Annotated in this window: 22 protein-coding genes and 3 pseudogenes; 2 read left to right on the forward strand and 23 right to left on the reverse strand. The window is 52.4% G+C overall.

What is annotated here, in order from left to right:
* Window positions 1–44 precede the first annotated feature (44 nt).
* The gene (locus tag DEP07_RS02660) at window positions 45–260 is read left to right on the forward strand and encodes a helix-turn-helix domain-containing protein (protein WP_287102067.1); all 216 of its coding nucleotides are present in this window, start codon (window positions 45–47) and stop codon (window positions 258–260) included.
* A 625-nt stretch (window positions 261–885) separates the two neighbouring features.
* Here the strand turns inward: DEP07_RS02660 and DEP07_RS02665 are convergent.
* The 8 genes and pseudogenes from DEP07_RS02665 to DEP07_RS02695 form a co-directional block, all read right to left on the reverse strand.
* Complete coding sequence (locus tag DEP07_RS02665) at window positions 886–1,098, reverse strand: hypothetical protein (RefSeq protein ID WP_063227882.1); 213 nt, start codon at window positions 1,096–1,098, stop codon at window positions 886–888.
* Window positions 1,061–1,153 (reverse strand): annotated as a pseudogene (locus DEP07_RS27720) (nucleoside deaminase); the annotation flags it as partial. The gene DEP07_RS02665 and the pseudogene DEP07_RS27720, both read right to left, overlap by 38 nt.
* 24 nt (window positions 1,154–1,177) lie before the next feature.
* Window positions 1,178–2,131 carry a carbamate kinase gene (gene arcC / locus DEP07_RS02670; RefSeq protein ID WP_063227881.1) on the reverse strand — a complete coding sequence of 318 codons (954 nt, stop codon included), beginning with the start codon at window positions 2,129–2,131 and terminating at the stop codon, window positions 1,178–1,180.
* Window positions 2,132–2,196: 65 nt separating this feature from the next.
* Window positions 2,197–2,418: a hypothetical protein gene (locus DEP07_RS02675; protein WP_063227880.1), complete on the reverse strand. Its 222-nt coding sequence runs from the start codon at window positions 2,416–2,418 to the stop codon at window positions 2,197–2,199.
* Window positions 2,419–2,530: 112 nt separating this feature from the next.
* On the reverse strand, window positions 2,531–3,955 hold the full coding sequence (locus tag DEP07_RS02680) for a DUF1116 domain-containing protein (RefSeq protein ID WP_122965949.1): 1,425 nt from the start codon (window positions 3,953–3,955) through the stop codon (window positions 2,531–2,533).
* Window positions 3,956–3,957: 2 nt separating this feature from the next.
* Window positions 3,958–5,505: an acyl-CoA synthetase FdrA gene (gene fdrA, locus DEP07_RS02685; RefSeq protein ID WP_173599577.1), complete on the reverse strand. Its 1,548-nt coding sequence runs from the start codon at window positions 5,503–5,505 to the stop codon at window positions 3,958–3,960.
* Window positions 5,487–6,389: a DUF2877 domain-containing protein gene (locus DEP07_RS02690; protein WP_287102069.1), complete on the reverse strand. Its 903-nt coding sequence runs from the start codon at window positions 6,387–6,389 to the stop codon at window positions 5,487–5,489. Before DEP07_RS02690 ends, fdrA begins: the two co-directional genes overlap by 19 nt.
* 8 nt (window positions 6,390–6,397) lie before the next feature.
* On the reverse strand, window positions 6,398–7,006 hold the full coding sequence (locus tag DEP07_RS02695; RefSeq protein WP_122965952.1) for an ankyrin repeat domain-containing protein: 609 nt from the start codon (window positions 7,004–7,006) through the stop codon (window positions 6,398–6,400).
* 192 nt (window positions 7,007–7,198) lie between these two features.
* Here DEP07_RS02695 and DEP07_RS02700 point away from each other — a divergent pair, with 192 nt between their 5' ends.
* Window positions 7,199–8,893, forward strand: a complete 1,695-nt coding sequence (locus tag DEP07_RS02700; protein WP_287102070.1) for a PucR family transcriptional regulator — start codon at window positions 7,199–7,201, stop codon at window positions 8,891–8,893.
* A 103-nt stretch (window positions 8,894–8,996) separates the two neighbouring features.
* Here DEP07_RS02700 and DEP07_RS02705 read toward each other — a convergent pair.
* The 15 genes and pseudogenes from DEP07_RS02705 to DEP07_RS02775 all read right to left on the reverse strand — a co-directional run.
* Window positions 8,997–9,242 (reverse strand): annotated as a pseudogene (locus DEP07_RS02705) (alpha/beta hydrolase fold domain-containing protein); the annotation flags it as partial.
* Between the two features lie 258 nt (window positions 9,243–9,500).
* Window positions 9,501–9,614, reverse strand: a pseudogene (locus tag DEP07_RS02710) (YvbH-like oligomerization domain-containing protein); the annotation flags it as partial.
* Between the two features lie 29 nt (window positions 9,615–9,643).
* Window positions 9,644–10,249 carry a stalk domain-containing protein gene (locus DEP07_RS02715; RefSeq protein ID WP_063227873.1) on the reverse strand — a complete coding sequence of 202 codons (606 nt, stop codon included), beginning with the start codon at window positions 10,247–10,249 and terminating at the stop codon, window positions 9,644–9,646.
* 67 nt (window positions 10,250–10,316) lie between these two features.
* Window positions 10,317–10,946, reverse strand: a complete 630-nt coding sequence (locus tag DEP07_RS02720; protein ID WP_280649233.1) for a hypothetical protein — start codon at window positions 10,944–10,946, stop codon at window positions 10,317–10,319.
* 18 nt (window positions 10,947–10,964) lie between these two features.
* Window positions 10,965–11,612: a hypothetical protein gene (locus tag DEP07_RS02725; protein WP_280649232.1), complete on the reverse strand. Its 648-nt coding sequence runs from the start codon at window positions 11,610–11,612 to the stop codon at window positions 10,965–10,967.
* A gap of 201 nt (window positions 11,613–11,813) precedes the next feature.
* Window positions 11,814–12,374 carry a nitroreductase family protein gene (locus DEP07_RS02730; protein WP_280649231.1) on the reverse strand — a complete coding sequence of 187 codons (561 nt, stop codon included), beginning with the start codon at window positions 12,372–12,374 and terminating at the stop codon, window positions 11,814–11,816.
* A gap of 114 nt (window positions 12,375–12,488) precedes the next feature.
* Window positions 12,489–12,746 carry a hypothetical protein gene (locus tag DEP07_RS02735; RefSeq protein WP_122965958.1) on the reverse strand — a complete coding sequence of 86 codons (258 nt, stop codon included), beginning with the start codon at window positions 12,744–12,746 and terminating at the stop codon, window positions 12,489–12,491.
* Window positions 12,747–12,813: 67 nt separating this feature from the next.
* Window positions 12,814–13,551 (reverse strand): PIG-L deacetylase family protein, encoded by a 738-nt coding sequence (locus DEP07_RS02740; RefSeq protein WP_122965998.1) that lies wholly within the window; start codon window positions 13,549–13,551, stop codon window positions 12,814–12,816.
* 10 nt (window positions 13,552–13,561) lie between these two features.
* Window positions 13,562–14,572, reverse strand: coding sequence for an N-acetylglucosamine kinase (locus tag DEP07_RS02745; protein ID WP_242774694.1), 1,011 nt, complete (start codon window positions 14,570–14,572; stop codon window positions 13,562–13,564).
* Entirely contained in the window at window positions 14,572–16,080 is a 1,509-nt protein-coding gene (argH, locus tag DEP07_RS02750; protein ID WP_217022391.1) for an argininosuccinate lyase, read from the reverse strand. The genes DEP07_RS02745 and argH overlap by 1 nt, the downstream gene beginning before the upstream one ends.
* A gap of 219 nt (window positions 16,081–16,299) precedes the next feature.
* Window positions 16,300–18,831 carry an NEW3 domain-containing protein gene (locus DEP07_RS02755; protein ID WP_287102072.1) on the reverse strand — a complete coding sequence of 844 codons (2,532 nt, stop codon included), beginning with the start codon at window positions 18,829–18,831 and terminating at the stop codon, window positions 16,300–16,302.
* A gap of 134 nt (window positions 18,832–18,965) precedes the next feature.
* Entirely contained in the window at window positions 18,966–21,503 is a 2,538-nt protein-coding gene (locus DEP07_RS02760; protein WP_274874212.1) for an NEW3 domain-containing protein, read from the reverse strand.
* Window positions 21,504–21,594: 91 nt separating this feature from the next.
* Window positions 21,595–23,322 carry an ABC transporter permease gene (locus DEP07_RS02765; protein WP_063227864.1) on the reverse strand — a complete coding sequence of 576 codons (1,728 nt, stop codon included), beginning with the start codon at window positions 23,320–23,322 and terminating at the stop codon, window positions 21,595–21,597.
* Window positions 23,323–23,336: 14 nt separating this feature from the next.
* The gene (locus DEP07_RS02770) at window positions 23,337–24,413 is read right to left on the reverse strand and encodes an ABC transporter ATP-binding protein (protein ID WP_274874213.1); all 1,077 of its coding nucleotides are present in this window, start codon (window positions 24,411–24,413) and stop codon (window positions 23,337–23,339) included.
* A gap of 107 nt (window positions 24,414–24,520) precedes the next feature.
* On the reverse strand, window positions 24,521–25,651 hold the full coding sequence (locus DEP07_RS02775; protein ID WP_122965966.1) for an extracellular solute-binding protein: 1,131 nt from the start codon (window positions 25,649–25,651) through the stop codon (window positions 24,521–24,523).
* Window positions 25,652–25,655 lie beyond the last annotated feature (4 nt).

Raw genomic sequence — 25,655 nt, forward strand, 5'->3', positions numbered from 1 at the left:
CTAGGGTATGGCAAAAGGAAATTTATAGAAAAAGGAGAGAGTTCATGCTAACACCTCTAGCAGAAATATCCGAACAAGAATTTTGCGCATTAGTGCACGAGGCGCAAAAAGGAAACGATCAAGCCATTGTAACCTTGTTGAAACTGTTTGAGCCAACAATAGAAAAGCTTTCTTGGTTCATCCGCATGCCTCAAGAAGATAGCAAGCAATGCATGCGTCTTGGACTTTTGCAAATGATTCAAGGGAACATATTTCAGTAATGTCCATGTTGAATAGGGCGATATCTCTTATAGTGACACTGCTTGTGCCAAGTATCAAAATCAGAGACTTTGTAAATGTAGCCTTGCAAACAACGACGATGAGAAACAAAAAGAAGAACCCGATATATAGTCGGATTCCCATCGCGAAAAAGTATAAAACAGCTTGAGAGAGAAGAGGTTAGCTTCTCTCTCGTTAATTATAACAAAAATAACAGAAGAGAAGCGATGATTGAAATAAGGCCCACAAATAAACAGCTTCTGGCCAAATTACTTCAAGGAAGTTTCGACTAGCTTGATAGTCTTGTAAGCAGCAGCATTGTTCGCATAAAGAGTGTCACCAACGTGCAGTCGAAAATCGCCTCGATATAAACATTATGTGACTAACGTCCGAATTTTCATTTTCGTGCGTTTTTCGCCGTTTTCAGTGATTAATTACTTCTCCGATTTCTACAAAATTTCCATGCCAAGAGGACAAGTCATCTTCTCCCCCAAAAGCCACGCTCTCGCCCTTGCCCCGATAGAAACATGGTTGCCGGAAACAAGAAATCAGTCGCTTGCAGGCAAACAACAAAAAGCTGTGACCCCGTTTCGGATCACAGCTTTTCTTTTTCGCAACGCAACCAGCTTATGCCTTCGCGTCTTTTTCTTGCAGCTTAGCCAGCGGCGCGTTTTTGTCCATCATGTATTTGCCGACAAAAATCGCTGCAACCATCAAGTACGAGTAGACGAACTGCATGGACGAATCAAGGGCGAAGCTGACCGTTGGCGAGTGGATGATGCCAAACAAGGACAGAACGGCCGTCGCCGCGCACGACAGCCGCTCCGAACGGCCCGCCACTTTTGTTTTCCATCCCTTCGATGGTTTTCTCTACGGCCAGTTTCATGTAATCCACGGTCATGCGTCCTTCTTCATCGGGCTATTGTTTGACGATGTGCGTGCCTGCTTTGCCGACGATCGCGTCTTTTAAGCTCTCCGGGCTGGTGATGATGACCCTCGACCCGCGATGCCCCAAAAAGCTCAGGCTCGCCTCGATTTTCGGCAGCATGCTGCCTTTGGCAAAATGCTCTTCCTGCACATACTGCTTCGTTTCTTCTATCGTGATTTGCTCAAGCGCCTTTTGCTCCGGCTTGCCAAAATGGATGCACACTTGCGGAACGCCCGTCGTAATAATCAGCGTTTGCGCGTCGATTTGTTCAGCCAACAGGCTTGTGGCAAAATCTTTGTCGATCACGGCGTCGATGCCGTCGTACGTATTTTCCCCCGTCTTGATGACCGGAATGCCGCCACCGCCTGCCGCGATTACCACGTATCCGGCTTCGATCAGCGAGCGGATCGCTGCTTTTTCCAAGATATCGATGGGCTTCGGCGATGGAACCACTCTTCTGTAGCCGCGACCGGAATCCTCGATGAACACCCAGTCCGGATGCTCCGCTTTCATCGCTTCCGCCTGCTCCAGCGTAAAAAAGGAGCCGACTGGCTTCGTCGGATTTCGGAAGTTCGGGTCTTCTTTGCTGACTTCTACCTGCGTGATGATACTCGCCACTTTTTTGGCAATCCCGCGTTTGGCGAACTCGTTGGTGAGCGCCTGCTGGATTTGATAGCCGATGCCGCCTTGCGTGTCTGCCACGCAGTTGACGAGCGGAATCGTCGGCATTCCCGACACTTCATGGGCAATCTCGCAGCGTCGCATCGCAAAGCCGACCTGCGGGCCGTTCCCGTGTGTAACGACAACCTGAAAGCCTTGCTGGACCATGTCGGCAATGTTGATCGCGGTTTCGCACACCGCTTCGTATTGATCCGCGATCGAATCGCGACCGTTATCTCTCACCAATGAGTTGCCACCGATAGCAACAATAACAAGTTCTCCCATTGGTAAACCTCCTTTTCTTTTTGCAAAACGTCATGATGTTCGATTGCCAAGGTCGTCAGCTTTCCTTAGACGGTAAACCATTTAGGGAAAAGCGCTGTCATTTGCAGGCCTGCCGGCAACAAATTTCCAAAAACAACAAAGCCGATCGCCCCGACATGCAAAGCCAAGATCAGCACAATGACAGCAAACGGATTGTCCATTTTGCCTATTGCGTCTACACCAAATGAGTCGCGGAGCAGCTTGGCAAAAGGCACGCCGTACTTCGCGGCCGAATGACCGTTCAGCACATAGCCAGTCGAGAGGAAGCTTCACGCGGGAAAGCCGTTCACGGCGCTAACTCCCTTGCTGCCGCGCCGCGAACGCAAACCGCTTTCCTGCGCCCAGTGGCCAAAAACATTCTTAACTGATGCTCTCCGTCAAAGCCAGGAGAGCTTTTTCAAAAGCTTCCATCGGCGGATACGTGATACCCGCGCCGATCATGCCGATGCCGGCGTCTTTGTGGGCAATCGCCGTATTGATGACTGGCAGGATGCCTGTTTGGATGACTTGGCGAATGTCGATTCCGGTAGCTACCCCTTGGAAGTCCAGGAGCGGGATCGTCACATTCGGATTTTCCGCTGTCGTGATTTCTTTCATCGTGGTAGAAAAACCGATCGCTTCCTCAACCGTTCCCCCTACGAGCGCTACGATTGCGGGAGCAGCAGCCATGGCGAAGCCGCCGATTCCGTATGTCTCCGTAATCGCGCTGTCTCCAATATCGAGACCGGAGTCTTCCGGCTTGTAGCCTGCGAACATCGGACCGATCACTTTTTGGGCAGGACCAGTAAACCAGGTGTTGCCTGCCATGCCGCTCACGCGAATGCCAAACTCGACACCATTGCGCGCCATTGTCGTGACAATCGTGCTGTTTTCGATTCCGTGCGCCGCATCCAGCGCGCATTTGCACAAAGCCATCCACGTCGGGCCGGAGAAATAGTCGCTGCTTGCCACAAATTCAAATACTTCGCGTTTTTGCTCGGTCGTGAAGTCAGTCTGCAAAATATGCGGGGTCAGCGCTTGAATCAGCAGGCTTGTCCCGGCGTTGTTGCGGTTGTGGCACTCGTCGCCCATATGGAGAGCCTGTGCCAGCATGAGGCGCAAATCGATTTCGCCTGCGATCTTCATCGCGTCGCGCAGCATCGGCCCGAGTACGTCGCGCATCCAGTTCAGGCGCGTGATGACGCTCTCGTCATTGGCACCCATGCGCAAAATTTTTGCCATTTGCTCGCTCATGTTTGTGTAAGCGACATTGCCGTACGTTTTGTTTTTCACTACGTGCATGAACATCGAAGCAGAAGTGACACCAGCCATGGAGCCTACGCAATTGTGCTCGTGGCAAGGAGAGAAAGTAATTGCGCCGGAAGCGGCTACTTGCTCTGCTTCCTCGATGTCTTTTGCCAAACCTTCGAAAACGATCGCCCCGGTTACGGCACCTTTCATCGCACCGCACATTTTGTCCCAAGTGATCGGAGGTCCTGCGTGCAAAATCGTCGTTTTGGTCATGCCCGGCACGACGTTGATGGCCTGGTCAAACCCGACGAGCATCGGCTGCGAGTTGATAATGCGCTCCACTGCCAGCTTGTTGGCCGCCGCGATTTTGTCTGCCAGCGCCGCGTTCTCCAGTCTGTCGAGCGCACGGATCAGTTCAGGCTTGCCGCCGCCTGGCGGTTTCCACTCCAGGTGCGTGGCATTCGCATTTTGCTTGATGATATCGTCTTTGAAAAATTCGATCCCTACGTTGATCGCATGGATGTTCCCGGCGAACAGCTCGTTGATTTTGCTCATGTTTATGCCCCTTTCACTACAAATTCTCTGGCCAGAAGTCCAGCGTTTGTGCTGCTGCTGGCAATCGTCACGCCTGCGTCCATCAGCTTTTTCACTTGCTCGTCGAAGTTCGGCGTATCCAGGTCGGTTCCCATTACGTAGCCGAGAATCTCCAGATGTCTGCCTGCTTTTGCCGCTTGCGTTTTTGCCTCCACAATCGCTGGCAGCATTACGCCGACAGGGTCTTCGTGCGAGCCGAAGCCGAGAATGAAGTCCATCAGGATGACGCCGACAGACGGATCTTTCGCTTCCTGCAAAAATCTGGCGATGCGCAAGGACGGGTCGATCATCGGGTGCGGCTTGCCGTTTGTGAAGTCGTCATCGCCCATGTCGAGGTACGTGTGCGCTTTGCTTTCATGAATGTTTTTCAGCTTGTAGTCGGGATTTTTCTGGATGTTGCTGTAGACGTCCGCGAACGTTTCCATGGCGAGATACATCGCTTCATCGCAAAGAGTGCCGCCGCAGAACAGGCCGCGAACGTATTTTTGCTCAGGCGCAAGCTTCGCGCGCACTTCTTCGATCAGCGGCCAGTTGAGGGCGCGTTTGTTGATCTCGTCTTCATTGGCCCCTGCGAGCACGACTGCTTTGAGCGCCGCTTCTTTGGTTGTTTTGGCAAAATGGCCGCCTGCCGCCACCACGGCTTCTTCGTCTCCGCCGATGAAGTAGACGACTACTGGCTTCGTGCAGTTTTTCACCTGCGCCAGCACTTTTTCCTGAACCGATGCGGCTGGCGGCTTGGAGATGAGCACAATCACTTTCGTCGCCGCGTCCGCTTCCAGCGCCTTGATGCCGTCGATCATCATGATGCCGCCGACTTGCTCGCTCAGATCGCGGCCGCCCGTGCCGATCAGCTGTGTGATCCCGCCGCCGAAGTCGTGGATGCGCACGCTCACTTCCTGGCTGCCTGTTCCCGACGCGCCCACGATGCCGATGCTGCCTTTGCGCACCGCGTTTCCAAAGCACAGGGCAACTCCGTTGATGATCGCCGTACCGCAGTCTGGCCCCATCATCAGCAAGCCTTTTTCATGCGCGTATTGCTTCAGGGCAATCTCGTCCTCGATGCTCACGTTGTCGCTGAACAGCATGACGTGCAGATCGTTTTCCAACGCTTTTCTCGCTTCTCTCGCCGCGAAAGCGCCATTGACGGAAATGATGGCGAGATTCGCTTCGGGGATGCTCGCCGCAGCAGAATCGATAGTCGGGTACTTGATCTCGCTCGCGCCTTTGCTGCCGCCTTTTTTCTTGGTGAACAGCTCTTCGATTTGCACATACGCGCTCTCGGCCAGCTCTTCTGTCGCCGCCTTGACGACGATCATCAGGTCGCTGCTTTTCGCCGCTTCCAGCTCCGGCGTGAGTAAGCCGACGTTTTTCAGCACTTCCTTGTTCATCTCCGTACCCATGGCAATCACTGCCTGTTCCACGCCCTCAATCTGATTCGCTTTGGTGGACAAAGACATCAGCGACACGGAATCAAAATACGTGCTTTGCTTGATTACAACTTTGGTAGACATACATTCCCTCCGGCTTCTAGATTTCGTTCCAAACCGCAAATCAGTCCCAGGGCCATATCGGTGCCTGAAGAAGAACCGATGCCCACGACTTTTTCTAGGGCTGGCAGCAGCTCTTCGCGCGAACCTTGCGTCAAGCAGCGAAGCAAGTCGACCAGCGACTCCCTCACTTTTCCGCTCGCTGCCTTTTTTAGCGTGATGGAACTGATTTCATTCGTCAGCTCTCTGGACGACTCGACCACTTTTTCAAAAAAACGGCATGACAAACAGCAGGGAATGTTCTGCATCTTGTATACAATGCACAATCCCACCAAAAAATCGTCTCCCGATGGCGTCAGCCCCGGCCCCAGTCCGACAAGCCGGACAGCCTGCTCGCTGGCTGACTCGCTGTTGCCCTTCGCCAGCTCGATTGACAGCGCCTCGGCACGCTCATTCAGCATGCGGGACGTCTCCCTTTCGAACAAACTGGCAGGGCGGGAAGACATTTTCATGCCTCCCGTTTTTCCCTTCGCGTCCACATACTGCTTCATGAACGCTACATTTTCGCGCAAAACGTCTATGTCACAAGGATAGGAAGGCAAGTGCGCTTCCCACCTTGTTGCTTGCCGTATGCAGATGAAGACGCCCGATCCGACAATCAGCTCGTCGCCTTTCCCGTAAACAGGATCGCCTTCCGCCACCTCCATGCCAGAGAGGGAAGGCAGATCGATCACCAGTGTGTTAGGACCATTGTCCAGCTTGTTGCAGGCAATCGTGTACAGCTCATTGTCGTCGAGACATTTCAGATTGATCGTTCGCTCAAAAACACTGTGCACGAACCCGTGAAACGAGGAGCTTGCCAGCTTCTTGCAAAAATCCGCATCGCCAGACAATGCCTGAATGCGCATAGCTTGTGTTACTTCGCTCCTGCTGCGAGCAAAATTTGTTCGATTTCGGTGTAGCCTTTTCTTCTGGCAAGCTCAAGCGGTGTGACCCCGTATTTATCCACCATTTGCACGTTGACGCCATGCTCGATCAAGAGCTTGATGATCGTCTGCTGTTTTTCGCCGCCATCGCCCAAAATGATCGCTTCGATAAGCGGTGTCCAGCCGACGAAGTTCGTATGGTTTACATTGATATCTGTCGTGGTAAGCAGCTCGCGCACGATGTCTACATGGCCTTTTTCGCAAGCTGGCGTCAGGCCGACACCGCCAAAACGCGTCAAAAGTTCCAGGTTTGTGCCCGCTTTTACCATCATTTGCACAAGCTCCAGTTTGTTGTGAATGCAAGCGTACAAAAACGGGTTGAAGCATGTTTCATCCTGCAAATCGATATCCGCACCAGCTTCGATCAAAAATGAAACCGCATCCAAATGATCGTGCATCGCAGCCGTCAAAATAGCGGTACGCTTCTGTCTGTTTCGCGCATTGATGTCGACGCCTTGCTCCAGGTGCTGTTTCAGCGCCTCGATATTTCCCTCTGCGGCAGCTTCGAGAAAAGCCTGCACTACGCTTTGGTCTGTCATGGTCGCCCTCCCATTTTCTCGTGGTGTTCACCGTTTTTTCTCGCAAAAAAATTGGACAAGCCTTCTGTCTTACAGCATTATTTTAGACAGGGGGCATGAAAACGTCATTGTGTATCGAAACTAAAAAAACGCGAAGGTCATTGTGCACATTGCATAAATAGCTTCTGTCCCGACACGAAGGAGTGATCCCGGATGTTGACCATAAAAGATTTGCTCCAGATCAAATCCATCGAAGGCATCAAGATCATTGCCGGAGAACAAGGCATCGACAATGTCATATCCATCGTCAACATCATAGAGAACCCGGATGCCTTCGACTGGCTGTCTTCCAACGAGCTTTTGCTGTCTACCGGGTACATTTTCAAGGACAATCCCGAACTGCAAAACAAAATCATCAAGGAACTGGCAGAAATCAACTGCTCGGGGCTGTGCATCAAAATGCAGCGTTACTTTGATCAAATCCCGCAAAACATGATCGACCTCGCCAACCAATACGGCCTGCCGCTTTTGGCGCTGCCTTTTGAATACACGCTGTCCAAAGTAATCGCCATCATCAACGAGAAAGCATCGGGACGTTACGATTTGCTGAACCGCAAGACGCTGGACATGCACAACGCGCTGTTTCGGATCGCGCTGGAAGGCGGCGGCCTGGACCGCATCTCCTCCGAGCTGTCCGAGACGATCAACAATCCGGTTCTGTTCCTGGATCGGGACTGGCATCTGCTGCAAGCGACAGAAGTCGCCGAGAATCCGATACCGCTCGCCTCCTGCCTGACGCTGAACAAGAACAGGCCTGTTTTTACCCGCGAGTTTACCGATTCTGTCCCGAAAAATATCAGCCAGATCAAAAAATCGATCAAGCGGATTTACCACGCGAAAAACCAGGACGTCAAATGCCGAATCTTGCCTGTCGCCGTCGCCAACTACATTTATGGCTACATCGTTGTCTGGCAAACGGTTCGCGAGCTGAACGAATTTGACTACATCGTGCTGGAGCAAGCTTCTACCATCGTAGCGCTGGAGCGGATCAAGGCGCGGGAAATCGAGGAAGTGAAGCTGAAGATTAGGCAGGACTTTTTCGACGATCTTTTGACGGGCAAAATCACCTCGGCTGAATCGATCCAGACATTGTGCGATCTGCACGGACTCAATTCGGCTTACACGTACTTCTGCATGGTCATCAACATCGAGCCTGTCGAGCTGGAAGAGATGGCCGATATGGTCGATCGCAAATACGAGCTGGACCGGATCGCCAAAAAATGCGTAGATCTGGTCTACGACTACTCAGGCAAAGCGCCTGGAGAGGTCACTTGCTTTTACCGCAACAACCGGATCATCATTTTGCTCGGGCAGCATGAGCATCGCCCGCTGATTTCCGTCAGCGAAGCCAAGCAGTTTGCTGGCGAGCTGTACAGCGCTCTTGCGGAGAAAATCAAGAAGACTTTGTTTTTCATCGGCATCGGCCGATCCTACAAGACGATTGCTTCGCTGCACAAAAGCTTTTCCGAAGCGCACGAAGCGATCCGGCTCATGCAGCGCTTCAACAGCAAAGGCGATGTCTCGCATTTTGAAGACTACTCGGTCTATCATTTTCTCGATTCCAACATCAAGGACAGCGAGCTGGAAGACTTTTTCCTCAAGCGGCTCGGCAAGTTGTACGAGCACGATCAACAGTTCGGCACGAGCTTCATGGTGACGCTGGACCAATACTTTTTGCATAACCAAAATGTCAGCGAAGCGGCAAAAGCGATGTTTATCCATCGCAACACGTTTATTTACCGGATTGAAAAGATTAAGGAACTGCTGAACATGGATTTAAAAAATTCGGAGGAGCTGTTGCAAATTCAGCTTGCTTTGAAAATCGGGAAGCTGCTGCATAAAGACTGAAAAAGGCGCTGTTCGGACGTAGTAGCCGGAAAAGCAACGGGAAAAGGCCATCTCCCCAAGTCAGATTACCTGGAGCAGATAGCCCTATCCTGTCGATTATCGCTTACGGATTAAGCGCCCTTGCCATCGCATTCACATAGTTTTCAACAGCGCGCTGGCTTACTTCTGCCTGCGGGACGAACCCTTCAAAAACGTGGAAGCAGCCGGGATACAACTGAAATTCGACGTCTACGCCCGCTTGCGCGAGACGCGTCACGTAGTCAATCGTCTCATCACGGAATACGTCGAGCTGACCGACGCATGTATAGGCAGGCGGCAGCCCGGCCAAGCTTTCCGCACGCGCTGGCAGATCGAGCGCGGAATCAAATCAGGCGAAATCGCCCCGCCAATAGACGCCAACGCTGTGTCCCAATCGCTGATCGTCTCGTTGATCGGGTTGACCGTCCTTTTGAACGCTCGTCCACAACGCTCTTTCGCGGAAAATACGATACAAGTCATTCTTCAAACACTTGGTTAACGAAAGGAAAAAAGAGCGCCATCCATGCAGGGTGAGCGTTGCGTTGGCAAAACGCCGCTCTTGAAAGCTCTGCACGGGACACTCCCTCTGTCATTTCCAGTTTTGAATATATGTTTCAAGCACTTTCTCGAAGTCTTTGACGACGTACTTTTCCCTGGCACCCACCAGCCAGTCGAAAGCGTAATGATTGAGCGGCCTGAGCTGGGACGCAGTTGTTTCATATAACGAAGTAGTTAACTTTTCTTATCTTTTAGCTTTGCTATTGCTGCGTCTACTTTTTTATGCAAATTTAATTCTGTGTTAAAAGGCACATAAAAAATCAAGGCATTATCAACCTCATAAATAAACGGAACGATCATATCTGTTCTCTCTCTTATTACTTCAAATTCCAACCGCCCTCTTACTCGCTCTTCATAAGATTCATAAACGTATATATGAAGATGCTCCATCTCACCAATTTGATAACTTTCCGGTGTTTTTTTATTCAATGGAAAGTACGATAGTTTTGCAGGATTTAACGGTAACCCGTTGTCTTTAAGTGCCTGTTTAATTTCCTCTGAACTGAGCAATTTTGTAATCTTTGCTTTCATTACTTCTACATTTTGCTTTTCGGGATTCCATTTCGTTGTGTAGCCTAAACTTTCAGCGAGTGGCCTCAATGGAACATAAGTTGTCCCATTATAATTTAATGCTTGCTTTGCAAGAGGAAGCTTTTGACCGTCAACTATTACATCCTTAATATTAAAACTAACAGCAATTTGATGCAGAGGTTCAGCAAAAACACTTATGGAAGTAAATAGCACACCTCCGACAATAAAGCCTGATAAAAATTTTTTCATGTAATATTTCACCTCTTCACGATAATCAAAATCCGTTGGAGTACATAGCCAACGGATTATTTTTTATTTATTCCCAATTATACTTCTGAACTACTTTATCTTTTAATTTTTGAAAATGATTCAAATTATCCCCAATAATTTCTTCATTTGCTACATCATCATATATTGCATCTTCAAAATCTGTTATAAACGTACGATTTTTAACATTATCGTTAATTGAGTGATCGTACTTTCCTTGGTACATTCCGACAATTTGGTAGGAGTTTTCTTTTGGAGTATCTCGTAAGAACAACGTGTACTCTCCTTCTTCACTCATTAAATTATACCCTTCAACCGTAACAAACTCATTTTTCTCGCTATCTATTGCAGCTGGCTCGAAGACCAGCACATTGTCCTCTTCCTCAAGATCGCCTTTCATAACCTTTTTAATCTTAACTTTTGATTTCGAAAAAGGTATGAAATCGGTGACAGAATCTCCGAGAATCGTTTCTCTTTCTCCGGTAAATTTAGCATTTACAATTATTGGGGATTGACTCTCTAATTCTTCCATATCTTCATAAACTTTATAATCGGCATGGTAAGAAAATACTTTCATTCCTTCCGTTTTCGCCATAAGCGTACCAGATGTGTAATTAATTCCGACAATTGCTGCAGCCATTGCAATTATTCCAATAGTTAGTTTAGTCCTTTTATTCATTTTATTATATCCTCCTCATTAATACTTCCATTGAAGGTTCGATATATCTAATTGCTGAAGGTCAGGATAGCTGATTTGTCCTGAAACCATGACTGATTTCACACCATCATACTGATGCTCCATAGCAAAGGCATGACCAATTTCATGAATAGTAGTTTTATTGCGCTCATCCGAAGTAAATTTGTGCTGTTTCATCATATAATCATTCAACCAAATTTTTGCATAAGCCCATGTTTCATAATTAGATGCGCGCTCATAGCTAGTAGTTTTGGGATCAATTTTAAACGGGATCATAATCCCGAATGCATCTCTTGCATACTCACTAGAATTTTTTTCATCCATCACTATACTTAACATTTCACCGTCACCACTTGATAATTTCCTAAATCCAATATTTGCATCACTGATTGAATCAAATTCATTTACAGCATCATCGACATATCTAGAGTACCCAAGTCTATCTACAGCGTTACTAGTTGAATATGTTAATTTTGAATATTTACTATTAGAAAATCCACCTCCTGGCCAAAAAGCGTTCGCATTTGTTTTTCCCTGAGATCCAGACGCTGGGATTGAGAAGGCACTTACCACAAAAAGAATGGCAACTAACGATGATATTTTCCTCATAAAAACAAAAACCCCAATATTTGTAAATTTCACTTTCATTATAACCAACTATATTCACTTTCTGCAATTACTACAGATTTACAAAACTCGACATTATTCCTTACCTATACACAAGCTTTTATCCTCATTTCGATAACCTTCTCCATTAAATCAATTTAAAACGGATATTGCCCCTTTTAAAGTCAAAATAAAAAACCTGAAAAGCTGCTTTACAAGCAACTTTTCAGGTTTTCTAACCTTTCATTCCAACCAAGTCGTCTTCTCTTCCGCAGCCACACGGTTTGTCACAGGCGCATCCGCTTCCGGGTAGCCGATGAACAGCGTGCCTACAACCTTTTTGTTTTCCGGCGAGCCGAGAAATTCCAGCAAGCGCTCGTCGCGCACCAAGCCGATTCCTCTCGTGCGCCAAACCATGCCAAGTCCAAGCTCCTTCGCCGCGAGCCACATGGAATGAATCGCGCAGCATACAGCGTATTCGTTGTCTTCCGATGAAGCCTCGTCGCCCGGAATTACATCCGATGTGACGACGATGACCAGCGGTGTTTTTTCCAAAACAGCCAAAGAGTCCTGGACGAGATTCGGCTTGGTCGGAAAACGCTCCAGCAAAAACGCCTTGGCGATTTCCTCAAACCGTTGCTTTGCCTCTCCTCTGATGACGTAAAAATGCCACGGCTGGCGCAAACGGTCATTCGGGGCCAAAACGGCGCAATCGAGCAGCGCCTGGATTTTCTCTGTTTCGACTTCTTTCGGAATATAGTTGCGGACGGCTCTTCTCTCTTTCAATGTTTCGACTACGGACACGACTGTTACCTCCTCGCTTTCTTTCCATTCATAAATTTCCCATTTCATTATATCGAATGGCAAATCGGTTCGTATAGAGCGGCCGGAAGATTACGCTCCGAACCCCGTTTTTTTTCATTTGGAATGAATCGCCATATGCGCCGTGTGCTCGTCTTCTTTTTTCACGTAAATATCGTACTGGGTACGATCCTCGCGCGGAAACATCCCTGCGCTGTCTGCTCCCAAGTGACTCCGACCGTACGAGTACGAACGAGTCCGAAACTTCACCCCGTGGGCGGACAACTTGTGGACGATTTGCAAATATCGCTCGTGACCGAACGCCGTATAAACTAGGCACTTGTATTTGGAAAAGAGCGTGAGAAAAAAGTTCATGAATGCTTCTCCTTTCTGCAAAAAAAGACTGTCCACCAAAATGCATGCGGATCAGTCTTCTTTCTTGTTAAAGCTCCATCACCGGAATCCCTTTCGGCGCTCGCAGCGGCTCAATCGGCTTGCCCGCCGATCGCACCAGCGTGTAGTATTCATAGCAGCCAATCACGGTAAAGTCGCCATCAATGACGCCCGGATAAGCGCGGTTGACGGAATACACCTGGCTCTGGTGGGCGCGCAGCGCTTCGCCTTTTTGTGTCCGGTAGTCTGTGATGTCTACCTTGCCTGTAATCGGAACCGCAGGCTGCGGGCCACTGTCCGGGCAATGGTCGTAATAATGCGGGATCGACACATAGTACAAATCCGGATATTCATCCGCCGCAAGTTGCGCTTCTGCTTGTTCGACCGCAAGCGTGGTCGCTTTGCAGGTGACGATATGATCGGGGTGTCCGGTCACGCCGTCTGGCGGAAACGTGATGACGACATCCGGCTTCCACTCCACGATCGCCTCGCGTATTTTGGCTGTCAGCTCAGCCAGATCGGCATGCTGCAAAGATCCGTCCGCATAGCGGAACAAATCCAGCCGCTTGATGCCGAGCACTTCCGCGGCTTTTGTCAGCTCCTGCTCCCTGTGGCGAGCCAGCTTTTCCCGGCAATCGATCTCAAATGGTCCGGATCGCCCTTTGCAACCAGATGTGATGCACAAATAGCAAGTCTCTTTGCCCTCTGCCTTGCATTTGGCCAGGGTGCCGCCGCAAGCGAAGGACTCGTCATCCGGGTGGGGGAATACTACCATCAGTTTTTTCATCTCGGGCACCTCACTTGCCGCCTGACTGCCGCTCCAAATACGCCAGTCCTTTTGCTATGACACCGTAGATCGGGTCGTTTTGCGCCTTCTCGATGACCACCTGGGCGGCATACTGCTGGACACGCTCGACGACGATTGTTCGCACCCGATCGTCGTTTTGCAAGACGCCGCCCTGCATGATCATTTGAAACGGTTTTTCCTTCATATCCAGAGCGTCGATCACGGCACGAACGGCCGCAAACAGCTCTTCTCCGGCAACTTGCAAAATCCGGGTCGCTACCTGATCGCCCGCCAGTGCGGCCTGGCTGACCAGCGGAGACAGCTCCCCAACTTTTTCCACGGAATAAAAGTCGCTGTACGTCCAGTTGAACAGTTCATCGACACGCTCCAGTCCGGCATGCGGAAGCAGCAAATCTTGCAAAAGCGTCGGCTCGCCGCGACCGTCTGCCGCCCGCAGGACAGCCATGATCGCCTGCTTGCCGATCCAGTATCCGCTCCCCTCGTCACCGACCCGATGGCCCCAGCCTCCAGAACGCGCTGTTTCTTGCGCGTCGTTTACTCCGAAGGCGATGGAGCCGGTCCCGGCGATGACGAGAATGCCCGGCTTGCCGCCCGTCGCTCCGAGCAAGGCGGCAAACCCGTCGTTTTCCACGATCAAATGCTGGACGCGGATGCCAAGCTGATACAGCACCTTGCTCACCATCCGCGAGATCACCCGCCGATCATGCTCTGTATCCAGACCTGCAATCCCGATCACGGCGCATTCGATTTCCCATTCCAGCTCGCCCGCTGCCTGTTCCAGGCCAAGCTCTTTCCCTGCTCCACGGCTGACCGCATCGGCCATCGCTTGCCGAATGGCTGCGATCAATTCGCGGGCGGCCGCTTCCTCGCCGATTCCTTGATAGTTGCAAGAGCCGGAACGGCCTTGGCCGACTTCTCTTGCGGCTCGGTCCACGAGCACCGCCAAGCATTTGGTGCCCCCTCCGTCCACTGCCAGAAGAGGTATCCGCACCACTGCCATTACCCCACGCTCCATTCAGCTATCATCTGATCCAGCCTGTTCATGCCATCTGCAATGGCTTGTTGTTTCTTTGCGACCCACGCACTTTCCTGCCCGAGAACAGCTCGGCGCTCGGTGATCATCCGGTTGATTTCTTGCGGATTCGGTCCGCCTGGCAGCTTGCGGATCATGACAAAATGCACAGGATCAAGCGCCAAGCGCAGCTCTTCTTCCGTGATCGACAATTCGCGGCCGATCACTTCGACTGCGGCGCGATTGACCAGCTCCAGACTGATCTGGTTAGCCGCCAGCTCGGCGCTCATCGCTTCTTTTACGACCCGACTTACGATGTGATGCGATTTGCGGAACGAGAGGCGATCCGTGCGCACCAGCGTATCGGCAAGCTCTGTTACCGTAGCGAAGCTCGCTTTTGCCCGCTCCAGCAAGACGTCCTTGTTGACATCCATCGTCCCGACGACGCAAGCCATCAGGCGGTACATCTGCTCCAGCACAGCCATGCTCTTCCAAGCGTAAGGCTGCATGTCATCTTCTGTATCGACAATATCACCAAACGGCGTATTGTGCATCATCGTCAAAACAGTCGTGGCATTTCCAGCGCTGCTGGACAAAAGCGAGCGCATGTGTTCGAACGATACCGGATTGCGCTTTTGCGGCATGATCGAGCTGATCTGAACGTAGGGACTGGCGACTTTCAGGGCGCCAAATTCCTGCGTGCACCACAACAGCATATCTTGTACCGTGCGCCCCAAATCGATCGCTGCCAGTTGTACGGCAGTCGCTACCTCGCCCAAATAGTCGGCACCGCAGACGGCGTCGTATGAATTTTCCACCAGTTCGTCAAATCCGAGCAATTCGCGCATCCGCTCCCGGCTGATGCCAAAACCGGATGTAGTCAGAGCTGCTGCCCCCATCGGGGAACGGTTGCACGTCTGATACGCCTGGATGAGTCGCTTGATGTCGCGGCTCAAAAGATCAGCTGCTGCCATCATGTAATGGGCCATCGTCGTTGGCTGCGCCTGCTGGGTATGCGTATAGCCGATCATGACTGTCTCGGCGTGCTCTTGCGCAAAGAGGAGCAATTGCTCTTTCAGATAGAGGGCAGATGCGATCGTCACCAGCAATTTTTCGCGCAGCACCATGCGATAGATGGTGATTCCCATGTCATTGCGGCTGCGTGCCAAGTGCAAATTGCCTGCAACATCTGGCGCCAATTCCAGCAAACGGCTCTCTACCTGAAAGAACAAATCTTCAAACTGCCCGGTGTAAGTAGCGCGGCGCAGCTCTTCCATCTCGATCCCGCAAAGGGCGCGGGCAATCTCTTTGGCTTCGCCGTCCGTAATCAATTCCTGTTCGCGCAGCATGATCAAATGCGCTTTGTTGATTGCCATCATCGGCTTTAGCAGGTGGTGCTTCGCCTCATTAAATGCCGGCTCCAGCACAGCCTCTACGTATGTCTTTCCCGGGAAACTGGCTCCCTCCTGCGAAAATATGCGTTCCCTGTAGTCCATCCTACTCGCATCTCCTTTTTACGCCGAATCGTCAGCTACACATGTTTCAGCGATGGTTTCGTGATTGTTTGCTTCGTTTGTTTTCGTCCAGGCGTTGGCAGAGTCAAAATAACTCCCGGGACAAAGGAGGCGACCCAAACGAACAAGATCGCCTCGCTTCGCTCCCAGGCAAAACGTGAGCCGTCGCGTCGGGCAAGCCCTGCGCCCTGTCCGGCTTTTCTACTGCTTCAAGCTGACCATGTTGACGAACATTCTGATCGCGCCAGGCACGAGCGCCGGAATTTCCCGGTACCAGACCAGCGAGCTGTACGTGTACGTTCCTTTGCCATACTTGGCGGAGAGGAATGTACCTGTGAACTCTTTTTCACCCGGATCGCCATTGGAAATCAGTGTGGTATACTCTTTGCCCCACTCTGCCGGATTGTAGGCGGAGCGGTCCTGAATCCAGTTGTTCCAGTCTTCCTCGGTAATTTTGTTCGGTGCGTTGAACAGAGGGTGATCCGGTGCGAGCATGGTCACTCTCGAATCTTCATCGGTGACGCGCCATTGGATCAGCGGCGTGCCGATTTTGATCGGATAAGGAGCCAGCTCGCTCTTCCAGTTATCCTCCGGTTTGTGGTATTGCACGACGAGATTGCCGCCGTTCTCCACGTATTTCAGCAGACGGGCATTGCTTTGGGTAAGCTCCGGCCGGAAACCGTAGGCGCGAATGCCGAGAACAATCGTGTCGTACTGGCCGAGATCGCCCGACTCGATGTCTTTTGCCGTCAAGTTGGTCACATTGACGCCAAGCTGGGTCAAATATTGATCGATGTTGTCAAAGCCGCTGGACACGTAGCCCACCTTCAAACCTTCCGGCACCTTCAGGTCAAACGCCTGGACAGCAAGACTTGCAGGCTGCACGAAATACGTTGTGCCGATGTGCGGATAGCGAATGACTTGCGCGCCATGGCGGCTTTCTTTTCCGTCACCGGACGCCACTGCCGTAATCGTGTACGGTGCAGGCTTGACGGAAGCCGACGCTTTCACCGTAAAGGCTACCGACTTCGTTTCTCCCTTGGCGGCAAAAGCAAGCGGCGCTGCTTTCGGTTCCACCGACCAGCCTTCCGGCACCTGCAAGGACACGTTTGTCTTCGCTGCACCCGGATTGTAGTTTTTCACAGTGACTTTGACAGGGATCGGTTCTTGCGACTTCAGCGTGTTCAACACCGTTGCGCTTGGAGCAAGCGACATCGAGAACGCCGGAAGCACCGCAACAGCATCTGCCGGCGTGACATGGCTGGTTGCTTTTGATCCGGCAAAACTGTAGCTGACGTCAGCCGTGATCGCCGGAGCAGCATACGGTTGGAACAGACTTGCATCAGACGGAACCGTTACTTCAAAAGTAGTCTTGACTGTCTGATTGTAGGACAGGGAAGAGAAGCTCGTCGTGGACAGGGCTTTGGCCTGCCAGCCTTTCGGAACGTTCAGCGCCAGATTCACGCCGCTCACCTTGGCTTGACCGCCGTTGTACGCGCTCACCGTGACCTTCGTCGTTTGGCCTGCGACCAGCTCGTTTGTTTCCGGTTTGACTTTTGTCACCAGAGACAGTGCCTCCGCGCTGGCTTTGTTCAACTGCGCTTGCTTCACATCCAGGCGATGGAGCAAATCGGTTTTGCTTTCTTCGGGAAGCGAAGACGATTGGACGTCTTTTTGCGCTTTCTGCACGTCAGCGAGCATCTCGTGCGCTTCCTTGGCTACAGCGGCAAAGCTCGGATAGGCGGCAACCACTTCTTCCGCATCCTTTTGCAGCTTCTTCAATTCGCTTGCTACTTTTTCGCCGCCAGACTGGCTTGCCGTTTCTTTGGCCAGGTCGTCAAAAGTGAAGGCGATGCCTTCAAAAAAGTCAGCTTCCTTGGCTTTCGTCTGGACGATCGACTGATCGAGCTTGTAGTAGCCAAAGCTCGGCCCTTCGTCATAGTGGCGGCCCATCCCTTGGCTTTTGTGCATGAAGCGGGATTCTTCTCCCAGTTGCACATACGAAGCGCCGTAAATCTCGTCATACGCTCCGACAGGAACACTGACGGAGTAGTCTTTTTCCTGGGCAGGCAAATACAGCTTTTTCACCTGCCACGGGGACAGCCCTTCTTTCAGCTGCTCGGGGAAAACGTTTGGATCAGCGGCATCCTTGAATGCCCGGACAGTAATGACATTAATAGCGCGATGATGGCCGTGAGTCGAAGGTTCGTTCAAAAATGCGGGAATCACTACATCCGGTCTGATTGTGCGGATTTTGCGGATCAGCCTTTCGTAGGCAATATCCTCGCCCCACTTATGCAAAGTTTCGTCCGGACTTTTGGAAAAGCCGAAGTCGAAAATGGGGTCATCAATCTTCTGGCTGAGATTCTCCAGATGGATGTTCGTGATCTTGGAAGCCTCCTGCAATTCGCGGGTACGGATAATGCCCAGCGCGTTGCCCAGCTCGCTGCCAATCTCGTTTTGTCCTCCCTCGCCGCGATTGGCAATGACGCTGGACGTGTCTACCCCTCTGCCGAGCGACAAATAGGCGAGCATGGAACTGTGCTCGTCATCCGGATGGGCTCCGGTATTCATCGCGCTGGCAATCGTCGTGAGCGGCTTGATCGCTTTCCACAAATCGACGACTCCCCGATCGGCGTGCGCCGTTTGTGGCGCCAACGGGATGACCAGAGTCGTGGCAAGCGCGGCCGCGGCCGCAATGGTGTAAAGCTTGGCAAGTTTCCCCTTCCTCAATGAACTCTCCTCCATTCGCTTTTACGATTGATGTCTATATCAATCATGGCGCTATGTATGCGAGTGTTTCGTTGCTGCTGCCATGGATCGACCCACGTTAGATCAGAGCTTTTTCAAGTGAATGGTCTTGATCGTTACTGTTTCTGGCTGATCATGTTGACAAACAGGCGGAAGGCCCCGGGCACAAGCTGCGGAATCTCGCGGAACCAGGCGAGCGAGCTGTACGTGTACGTCCCTTTGCCATAACGGGCCGTCAGAAAAATTCCGCGAAACTCCGGCTCCCCCGGATCACTGGTGGCAATCAGCTCGGTATATTCGCTGCCCCAGCGTGAAGGGTTGTAGATCGAGCGCTCCTGCACCCAACCGTCCCAGTCTGCCTGGGTGATCGGGTTAGGCTCGGAAAACATCGGATGCTCGGGTGCGAGCATGCGCACGTCTGACTGCTCATTCGTAACGCGCCAGTCAATCAGCGACTCGCCGATGAAGATCGGGTACGGCGCGAGCTGCGGCTTCCACTTGTCCTCCGGTTTGTGGTACTGAACGACGAGATTGCCGCCGTTTTCCACGTATTGCAGCAGACGCTGGTTGCACTCGATCAGCTCTCTGCGGAACCCGTATGCGCGGATGCCGAGCACGATCGTATCGTAGCGGGACAAATCGCCTGACTGGATCTCGTCTGCATCGAGGTTGAGGCAATGCACGCCTACCGCGCGCAAATATTTGTCCAGGCTGTCAAAGCCGCTGGCGACGTAGCCGATTCGCCGATTTTCGGGAATCGCCAAATCGAATGCCTGAACAGTGAGCTTGGCAGGGCGGATGAAATACGTCCGTCCGACGTGCGGATACTCGATCACCTGCACATCCTGGCCGCTCTCGGCCACTCCATCGGCGCGGGTTACTTGCGCCTTGACCTCGTACTTCCCGTTTTCCACCTGCGGCCCTGTATGCACCGTGAAGGCAATCGTTCTCGTCTCTCCGCGAAAAGCAAACGGCACATCGATAAACGCAGGTTCCGCCGTCCAGCCTTCGGGCACGGCGAGGGACACTCTTGCTGTCGTGCTGCCCGGCCGATATTGCTTCAATGTTACTTTTACCGGGATGGGCTGCTCTGTATGCAGCGTGTTCCGCACAACGGCAGACGGCGTCAAGGTCAATGAATAAGGCGGCAGCACAGCGACGCTGTCATCCGGCACTACCCGGATGGTGCTTGCTATATCAAAGGCGAAGTACAATGCCTCGACTTCCAAAATCGGCGGCCGGTACGGGTGAAAAAAGGCAGCCGCAGCCGGGACGGACACTTCGTATACGGTGCAAACGGTCTGGTTGTAAGGAAGCCGCGGAAAAGTGGTCGGCGTAAGCGGCTTGGCTGTCCAGCCGGGCGGAACTCGCAGGCGCAGCTGCACATGTTCGACCTCGATTGCTCCGCCATTGTAGGCCGTCACCGTGACTGTCGTCGTCTGCCCGGGAACCCACTCGCCCGTCTCCGGCTTGATTTTGACCACAAGCGACAGCGCTTCGGCACTGGCGCGGTTGAGCTGCGCTTCCTTGATCCCCAGACGGAACAGCAAATCGGTCTTCGTCTCCTCGTCGAGCGAAGAGCCGGGCACCGCCAGCTGAACGGCATGCAGCAACGCCTTCATCCGGTGGACGCGGCTTGCCACCTCCGCAAAGCGCGGATACGCCGACAGCACTTCATTCGCCGCATCGTGCATCGTATCGAGGATGCGAGCCAGCTCGGATTCCCCTTTTTGGGCGACGCTTCGGGCCAGATCGGCAAACGTGAACGGCAATCCGGCAAAAAAGTCTCTCTCTTTTTCCGCCGCCGGAACGACGGACGCATCGAGACGATAGTAATTGTAGGTCGGGCCTTCATCGTAGTGGACACCCATCCCTTGGGTCTTGTGCATGAATCTCGATCGCTCGCCAAGCTGGACATAGGAGGAGCCGTAGTTTTGATCGTACTCCCCGACAGGAACAGCCACATGATAGTCTTCGTTGTCCATGACGGGCACATACAGCTTTTTCATCTGCCAGGGCAACAAGCCCTCCTGAATGTGAGCAGGAAACGTCTCAGGGTCTGCCGCACCGTGAAAAGCTCGCTGTGTCAGCAACGTAATCGCCCGATGGTGTCCGTGCGTAGTCGGCTCATTTTCAAAGCAGGCGATGACGACATCCGGGCGAAGCTCCCTGATTTTGCGGACAAGTCGCTCGTAGACGACTTCCTCGCCCCATTTGCGAAATGTTTCCTCCGCGCATTTGGAGAAGCCGAAGTCGTTGATCGGATCGTCCAGCTCTTCACTCAGGATGCCAAGCGTCACATTGCCGAGCGCAGACGCCTCTTCCAGCTCCCGCGTGCGAATGATGCCGAGCGCAATCCCTTGCTCGCAGCCGATTTCATTTTGGCCGCCCTCTCCCCTTGTCGCGATTACGCTGGACGTGTAAACGCCCCGTCCCATCGCCAGGTAGGCGAGCATCGCGCTATGTTCATCGTCGGGATGCGCTCCCGTATTCATCGCGCTGGCGATCGTCGCCAGTGGCTTGATCGCTTTCCACAAATCCAACAGCCCGTGTTCCCCCTGCATCGTCCGCGCAGAGGCGGGGATAGGTGGGCAGGGCAGCCTGGTCGGCTGCACCACCGAAGCACTTTTGTCTATCGATTCACTGCTTTCCACGTGAAGCTCCTCCTTTTGCCAATTCCCGTATGCTGCCGCAGGGCTTGCGCAAAAGCCGTTTTCCGAAGCGATCTAACCGATTGGTCGTCTGCTAGATGGCCGTTCCGGCTTTGTCCTTGGTCAGTTTGCTAGAGATGAACAACACGAGGATGATGACCACGATTTGCAAGACGCCATAGGCGCAAGCAGTTCCAAATTCAAAGCTGTACATGCGCTGGAATACCGCGACAGACAGCGGAGTCGTTCGCGGGGTAAAAATCAGGATGGAAGCGACGAACTCCCCGATACACTGTACAAACGCCAGCAACGTTCCGGCGAGAATCCCGCCAAGCGCCATCGGGAACACCACTCTCCTGAAGCTGTACCACCACGATGCGCCCAGATTGCGCGCGGCTTCCTCCACAGACGGGTCCATTTGCAGCAAGGTTGCCGATGTGGAACGGAAGACGAGCGGAAGGTGGCGCACAAAATACGCGAGCGGGATAATCCAGAATGTTCCGATCAGCACTTGCCCGAAGCTGAACGCCGTCGGCTCGCTGAACGCGGCAATCAGGTTAACCGCCACAACCGTACCAGGCAATGCCCAAGGCAGCATGATCAGCACGTCCAGAAGCGTTTTCCCGCGGAATTTGAGACGCACCATCGCATAGGCCGCCGCTACCCCGAACAGGACAATTCCGACAGAAGCAATCGCCGACAACTGCAAACTGTTCAAAATCGGACGCCATGTTTTGCTGTCCGTAAATAAGTCCATGTAATGATCCAAAGTGTATTGCGGAGGCAATATTTGCACCGTCCAGGTCCCATCCACCGAAAACGAGATGAGCACCAGCACGAGAATAGGCAGCATTAGAATGACCGTGCCGATAAACGACAGCACAATCGTTGTGTAACGGCCTGCTTTGCTCTTGATTTCCGTCCGGTGTACGCTCACGCCTTTGCTCAAGTTCTGATAATTGCGGGCGCCTTGATACCAGCGCATGATCAACAGAAACGCGATCGATACAATGGACAAAATCGTCGACTGCGCCGCCGCCATGTCGAGATCGCCATTCGTGCGGGACAAGTAAATTTGCATCGTCATCGTCCGGTCGATACCGAAGATGAGCGGTGCTGTGTACGACGCCATGGAAATCATGAAAACGAGCAGTGAGGAAGCGACCATCGCTGGCGTAAGCATCGGCAAAATGATGCGCCGCCAGACGGTAAAGCGGTTTGCCCCGAGGCTTGCTGCCGCTTCTTCCAAAGAAGGATCAAGCCCTTTGATCGCGGCTGTCGCCGTCATGAAAAAGTAGGTGTACATCGTAAACGTATGGACGACCACGACGCCCCAGATGCCTTTCAATGAAAACGGCACTTGGGCCAAGCCGAGCAACTCCTTGATCGCCCGCGGAAAAATTCCGCTCTCGCCGTACAGGAACGTAAACGACAGAACGCCGATCAACGGAGGCAAAGCCATCGGCACCAGAGCCAGTACAGAAAGAATTTTGCGGCCCGGAAACTCGTACCGTTCCAACAAAAAGGCCATCGCCACCCCGACGATGCCGCAGGTGATGACACTCAGTACAGAAATATAGACGCTGGTCCACAGCGCTTCCAGATTGGCCGTATGCTCCAGGCTGAAAAAGCGCGTGTAGTTTTTCCACGTAATTTGCTCATCGACGCTGATACTGGCGACGAACGTCTGGAATAACGGATAAATGACATAAGCCAACAAAATCAAAAAGAGTGGCGATACCAGCACATAGACGAAGGCGGGTGAAGCCGTGATGGACTTTCGTCTGGCCGATGTCGGCGCTTGCTGCAATTCTGCTCTCAAAAGCTTTTTCCCCCTTATCCGGCGAAATAGATGCTCTCCTTCGGTATGTGCAGTCCGATGGCGTCGCCGCGTTGCTTGATTGGACGGCCGAGGTTGATGGACATGCTGCGCAAGTTTTCCTGACCTACTTCCGTCACGTAGTTCACGCATGCGCCAGTGAACTCGGACATGACGACCTTGCCTGTGACGATATTCGTTCCTGTTCCTTCGCTCTGCTCCTGGACGGATTCAGGACGGATGGACATGGTCACCTGCTCTCCGACTACCAGCTTGGCGCGAGGCGACGCATTTTTGGCAAAACCGCTGAGCACTTGTCCCGAGGAGATGCGCACTTGCACTTCATCCCGGTCGATGCCGACCACAGTCCCTTCCCACAAATTCGTCTCCCCGATAAACGAAGCGACGAAACGATTCACAGGACGATGGTAAATCTCGTGCGGAGTACCGATCTGCTGCACTTCTCCGCCCTGCATGACCATGATTCTGTCCGACATGGACATCGCTTCAGCCTGGTCATGCGTCACGTATATCGTCGTAATCCCCAACTCCAGCTGAAGCCGTTTGATTTCAAAACGCGTCTCTTCTCTCAACTTGGCGTCCAGATTGGACAGCGGCTCATCCAACAGCAGAATCTGCGGCTCGATGACCAGCGCCCGTGCCAGCGCCACCCGTTGCTGTTGCCCACCGGAAAGCTGGTCGATGCGCCGCTCGCCATAGCCTTCCAGTCGAACCAGCTTCATGATCCGCTCCACGCGCTCTTTCGTTTCTGCCTTGTTCACAGAACGCACCTGCAAGCCGAACGCGATATTTTCAAAAACGGTCATGTGCGGGAAAAGCGCATAGTTTTGGAACACCATGCCTGTATTGCGCTTGTGGGGCGGAACGGAGGTAACCTCCTGGGAACCGAAGCGGATTTGCCCTGCTGTCGGGTAATAAAAGCCGGCAATCATCCGCAAGGTAGTCGTTTTGCCGCAACCACTCGGACCGAGAAACGTAAAAAATTCACCTGATTCGATGTGAATGTGGACGTCTTCTACCCCTTTTGCATTGCCAAACTTTTTGTGGACGTGATCAAGTGTTACGCTGCTCATCAGGTTTTGTTTCCTCCTTCATGGCCATTCCTGGCTGCTTGGCCTAAGACGTTGGCATAAGCGACTAGACGGAAAGGAACACTCCTTCCCGTCTAGTCTGTTGCGAGTTACTTCTTGCCTTTGCCCTTGATGTTTTCATCCCAGTGCTGCATCCATTCTTTCTCTTTGGCAGCCATGACAGCCCAGTCGAGTTCGAGTGGTTTCAGCTCCAGGTTTTTCATGAAGTCTGGCAATTCATCCTTGCTGATATCCGTGCGGGCCGGGAACTGGAAACGCTCCTTCGCCAATTGGGAAGCAATCTCAGGACTCATCAAAAATTCCATAAAGTTTTTCGCTGCATCGAGGTTTTTCGCGCCTTTGACGAGAGCGATACCGTCTACGAGGATCGGCGCTCCGCTCTTTGGATAGATGAAGTCGTACGGATGGTTGTTCTTTTTGCTTTGGAGCAAAACATCTTGCAGGTTCCACAAGGAAATGACGCCCTCTTGACGGTCAAGCTTCAGGTAGAGGTTGGTCGGGTCTTGCGTGTATTCTTTCGTGTTGGCATCCAGCTTTGTCAGCCATTCGTAGCCTTTTTCCGGCGTATCCGCACCTTGGCGGAAAATCATCGCGGAGTAGATCGTCCGCATCGTGCCGGATGGCAGAACGTTGCGGATGACGATTTTGTCCTTGAATTTCGGATCGAGCAGCTCATCCCAGTCTTGCGGAGCTTCTTCCGGCTTGAGCGCCTGCGAGTTGTACATGATGACCTCTGGCAAAAGCATCTCGCCGTACCAGCGATCTTCCTTGTCTTTGTACAGGTCAGGAATCTTGTCGGCAAAAGTCGGCTTGTACGGCTCCAGCAATCCTTCGTCGGCCGCTGTGCTCAGAGCAGACTGTGTGCCGCCCCACCAGAAGTCGGCTTGCGGGTTCGCTTTTTCCGCGCGTACGCGCTCCAAAATTTGCTGAGCGCCCATTTCGAGCGTTTCCACTTCAATATTCGGATACTTTTCCTTGAACTTTGGCAGCACGATCTCAAAGATGTTTTTATCCCGTCCGGTGTAAATAACCAGCTTTTGCGGTTCACCGGATGGAGCCGGAGTTTGCGCAGCTGGCTGCGAGCCCGTTTGGCCGCCTGCGCCGTTGTCGGCAGGCTTTGCTTCCTGTCCTCCACCTGAGCACGCGGCCACAGTCAGAGCCAAGGAGCTGGCGAATACGCCTTTCATCCATGATTTCAGCTTGTGATTGACCTTTTTCAAAACT

The organism is Brevibacillus sp., assembly GCF_003521185.1.
GTDB classification, from domain to species: Bacteria; Bacillota; Bacilli; order Brevibacillales; family Brevibacillaceae; genus Brevibacillus; species Brevibacillus parabrevis.

Bases quoted from the DNA above. Each gene is read 5' to 3' on its own strand.
- DEP07_RS02720 (WP_280649233.1), bottom strand. From the start codon at position 10,946: ATGAATAAAAGGACTAAACTAACTATTGGAATAATTGCAATGGCTGCA.
- DEP07_RS02745 (WP_242774694.1), bottom strand. From the start codon at position 14,572: ATGGCAGTGGTGCGGATACCTCTTCTGGCAGTGGACGGAGGGGGCACC.
- DEP07_RS02715 (WP_063227873.1), bottom strand. From the start codon at position 10,249: ATGAAAAAATTTTTATCAGGCTTTATTGTCGGAGGTGTGCTATTTACT.
- DEP07_RS02695 (WP_122965952.1), bottom strand. From the start codon at position 7,006: ATGACAGACCAAAGCGTAGTGCAGGCTTTTCTCGAAGCTGCCGCAGAG.
- DEP07_RS02725 (WP_280649232.1), bottom strand. From the start codon at position 11,612: ATGAAAGTGAAATTTACAAATATTGGGGTTTTTGTTTTTATGAGGAAA.
- DEP07_RS02690 (WP_287102069.1), bottom strand. From the start codon at position 6,389: ATGCGCATTCAGGCATTGTCTGGCGATGCGGATTTTTGCAAGAAGCTG.
- DEP07_RS02740 (WP_122965998.1), bottom strand. From the start codon at position 13,551: ATGAAAAAACTGATGGTAGTATTCCCCCACCCGGATGACGAGTCCTTC.
- DEP07_RS02660 (WP_287102067.1), top strand. From the start codon at position 45: ATGCTAACACCTCTAGCAGAAATATCCGAACAAGAATTTTGCGCATTA.
- arcC (WP_063227881.1), bottom strand. From the start codon at position 2,131: ATGGGAGAACTTGTTATTGTTGCTATCGGTGGCAACTCATTGGTGAGA.
- DEP07_RS02735 (WP_122965958.1), bottom strand. From the start codon at position 12,746: ATGAACTTTTTTCTCACGCTCTTTTCCAAATACAAGTGCCTAGTTTAT.
- fdrA (WP_173599577.1), bottom strand. From the start codon at position 5,505: ATGTCTACCAAAGTTGTAATCAAGCAAAGCACGTATTTTGATTCCGTG.
- DEP07_RS02680 (WP_122965949.1), bottom strand. From the start codon at position 3,955: ATGAGCAAAATCAACGAGCTGTTCGCCGGGAACATCCATGCGATCAAC.
- DEP07_RS02700 (WP_287102070.1), top strand. From the start codon at position 7,199: ATGTTGACCATAAAAGATTTGCTCCAGATCAAATCCATCGAAGGCATC.
- argH (WP_217022391.1), bottom strand. From the start codon at position 16,080: ATGGACTACAGGGAACGCATATTTTCGCAGGAGGGAGCCAGTTTCCCG.
- DEP07_RS02770 (WP_274874213.1), bottom strand. From the start codon at position 24,413: ATGAGCAGCGTAACACTTGATCACGTCCACAAAAAGTTTGGCAATGCA.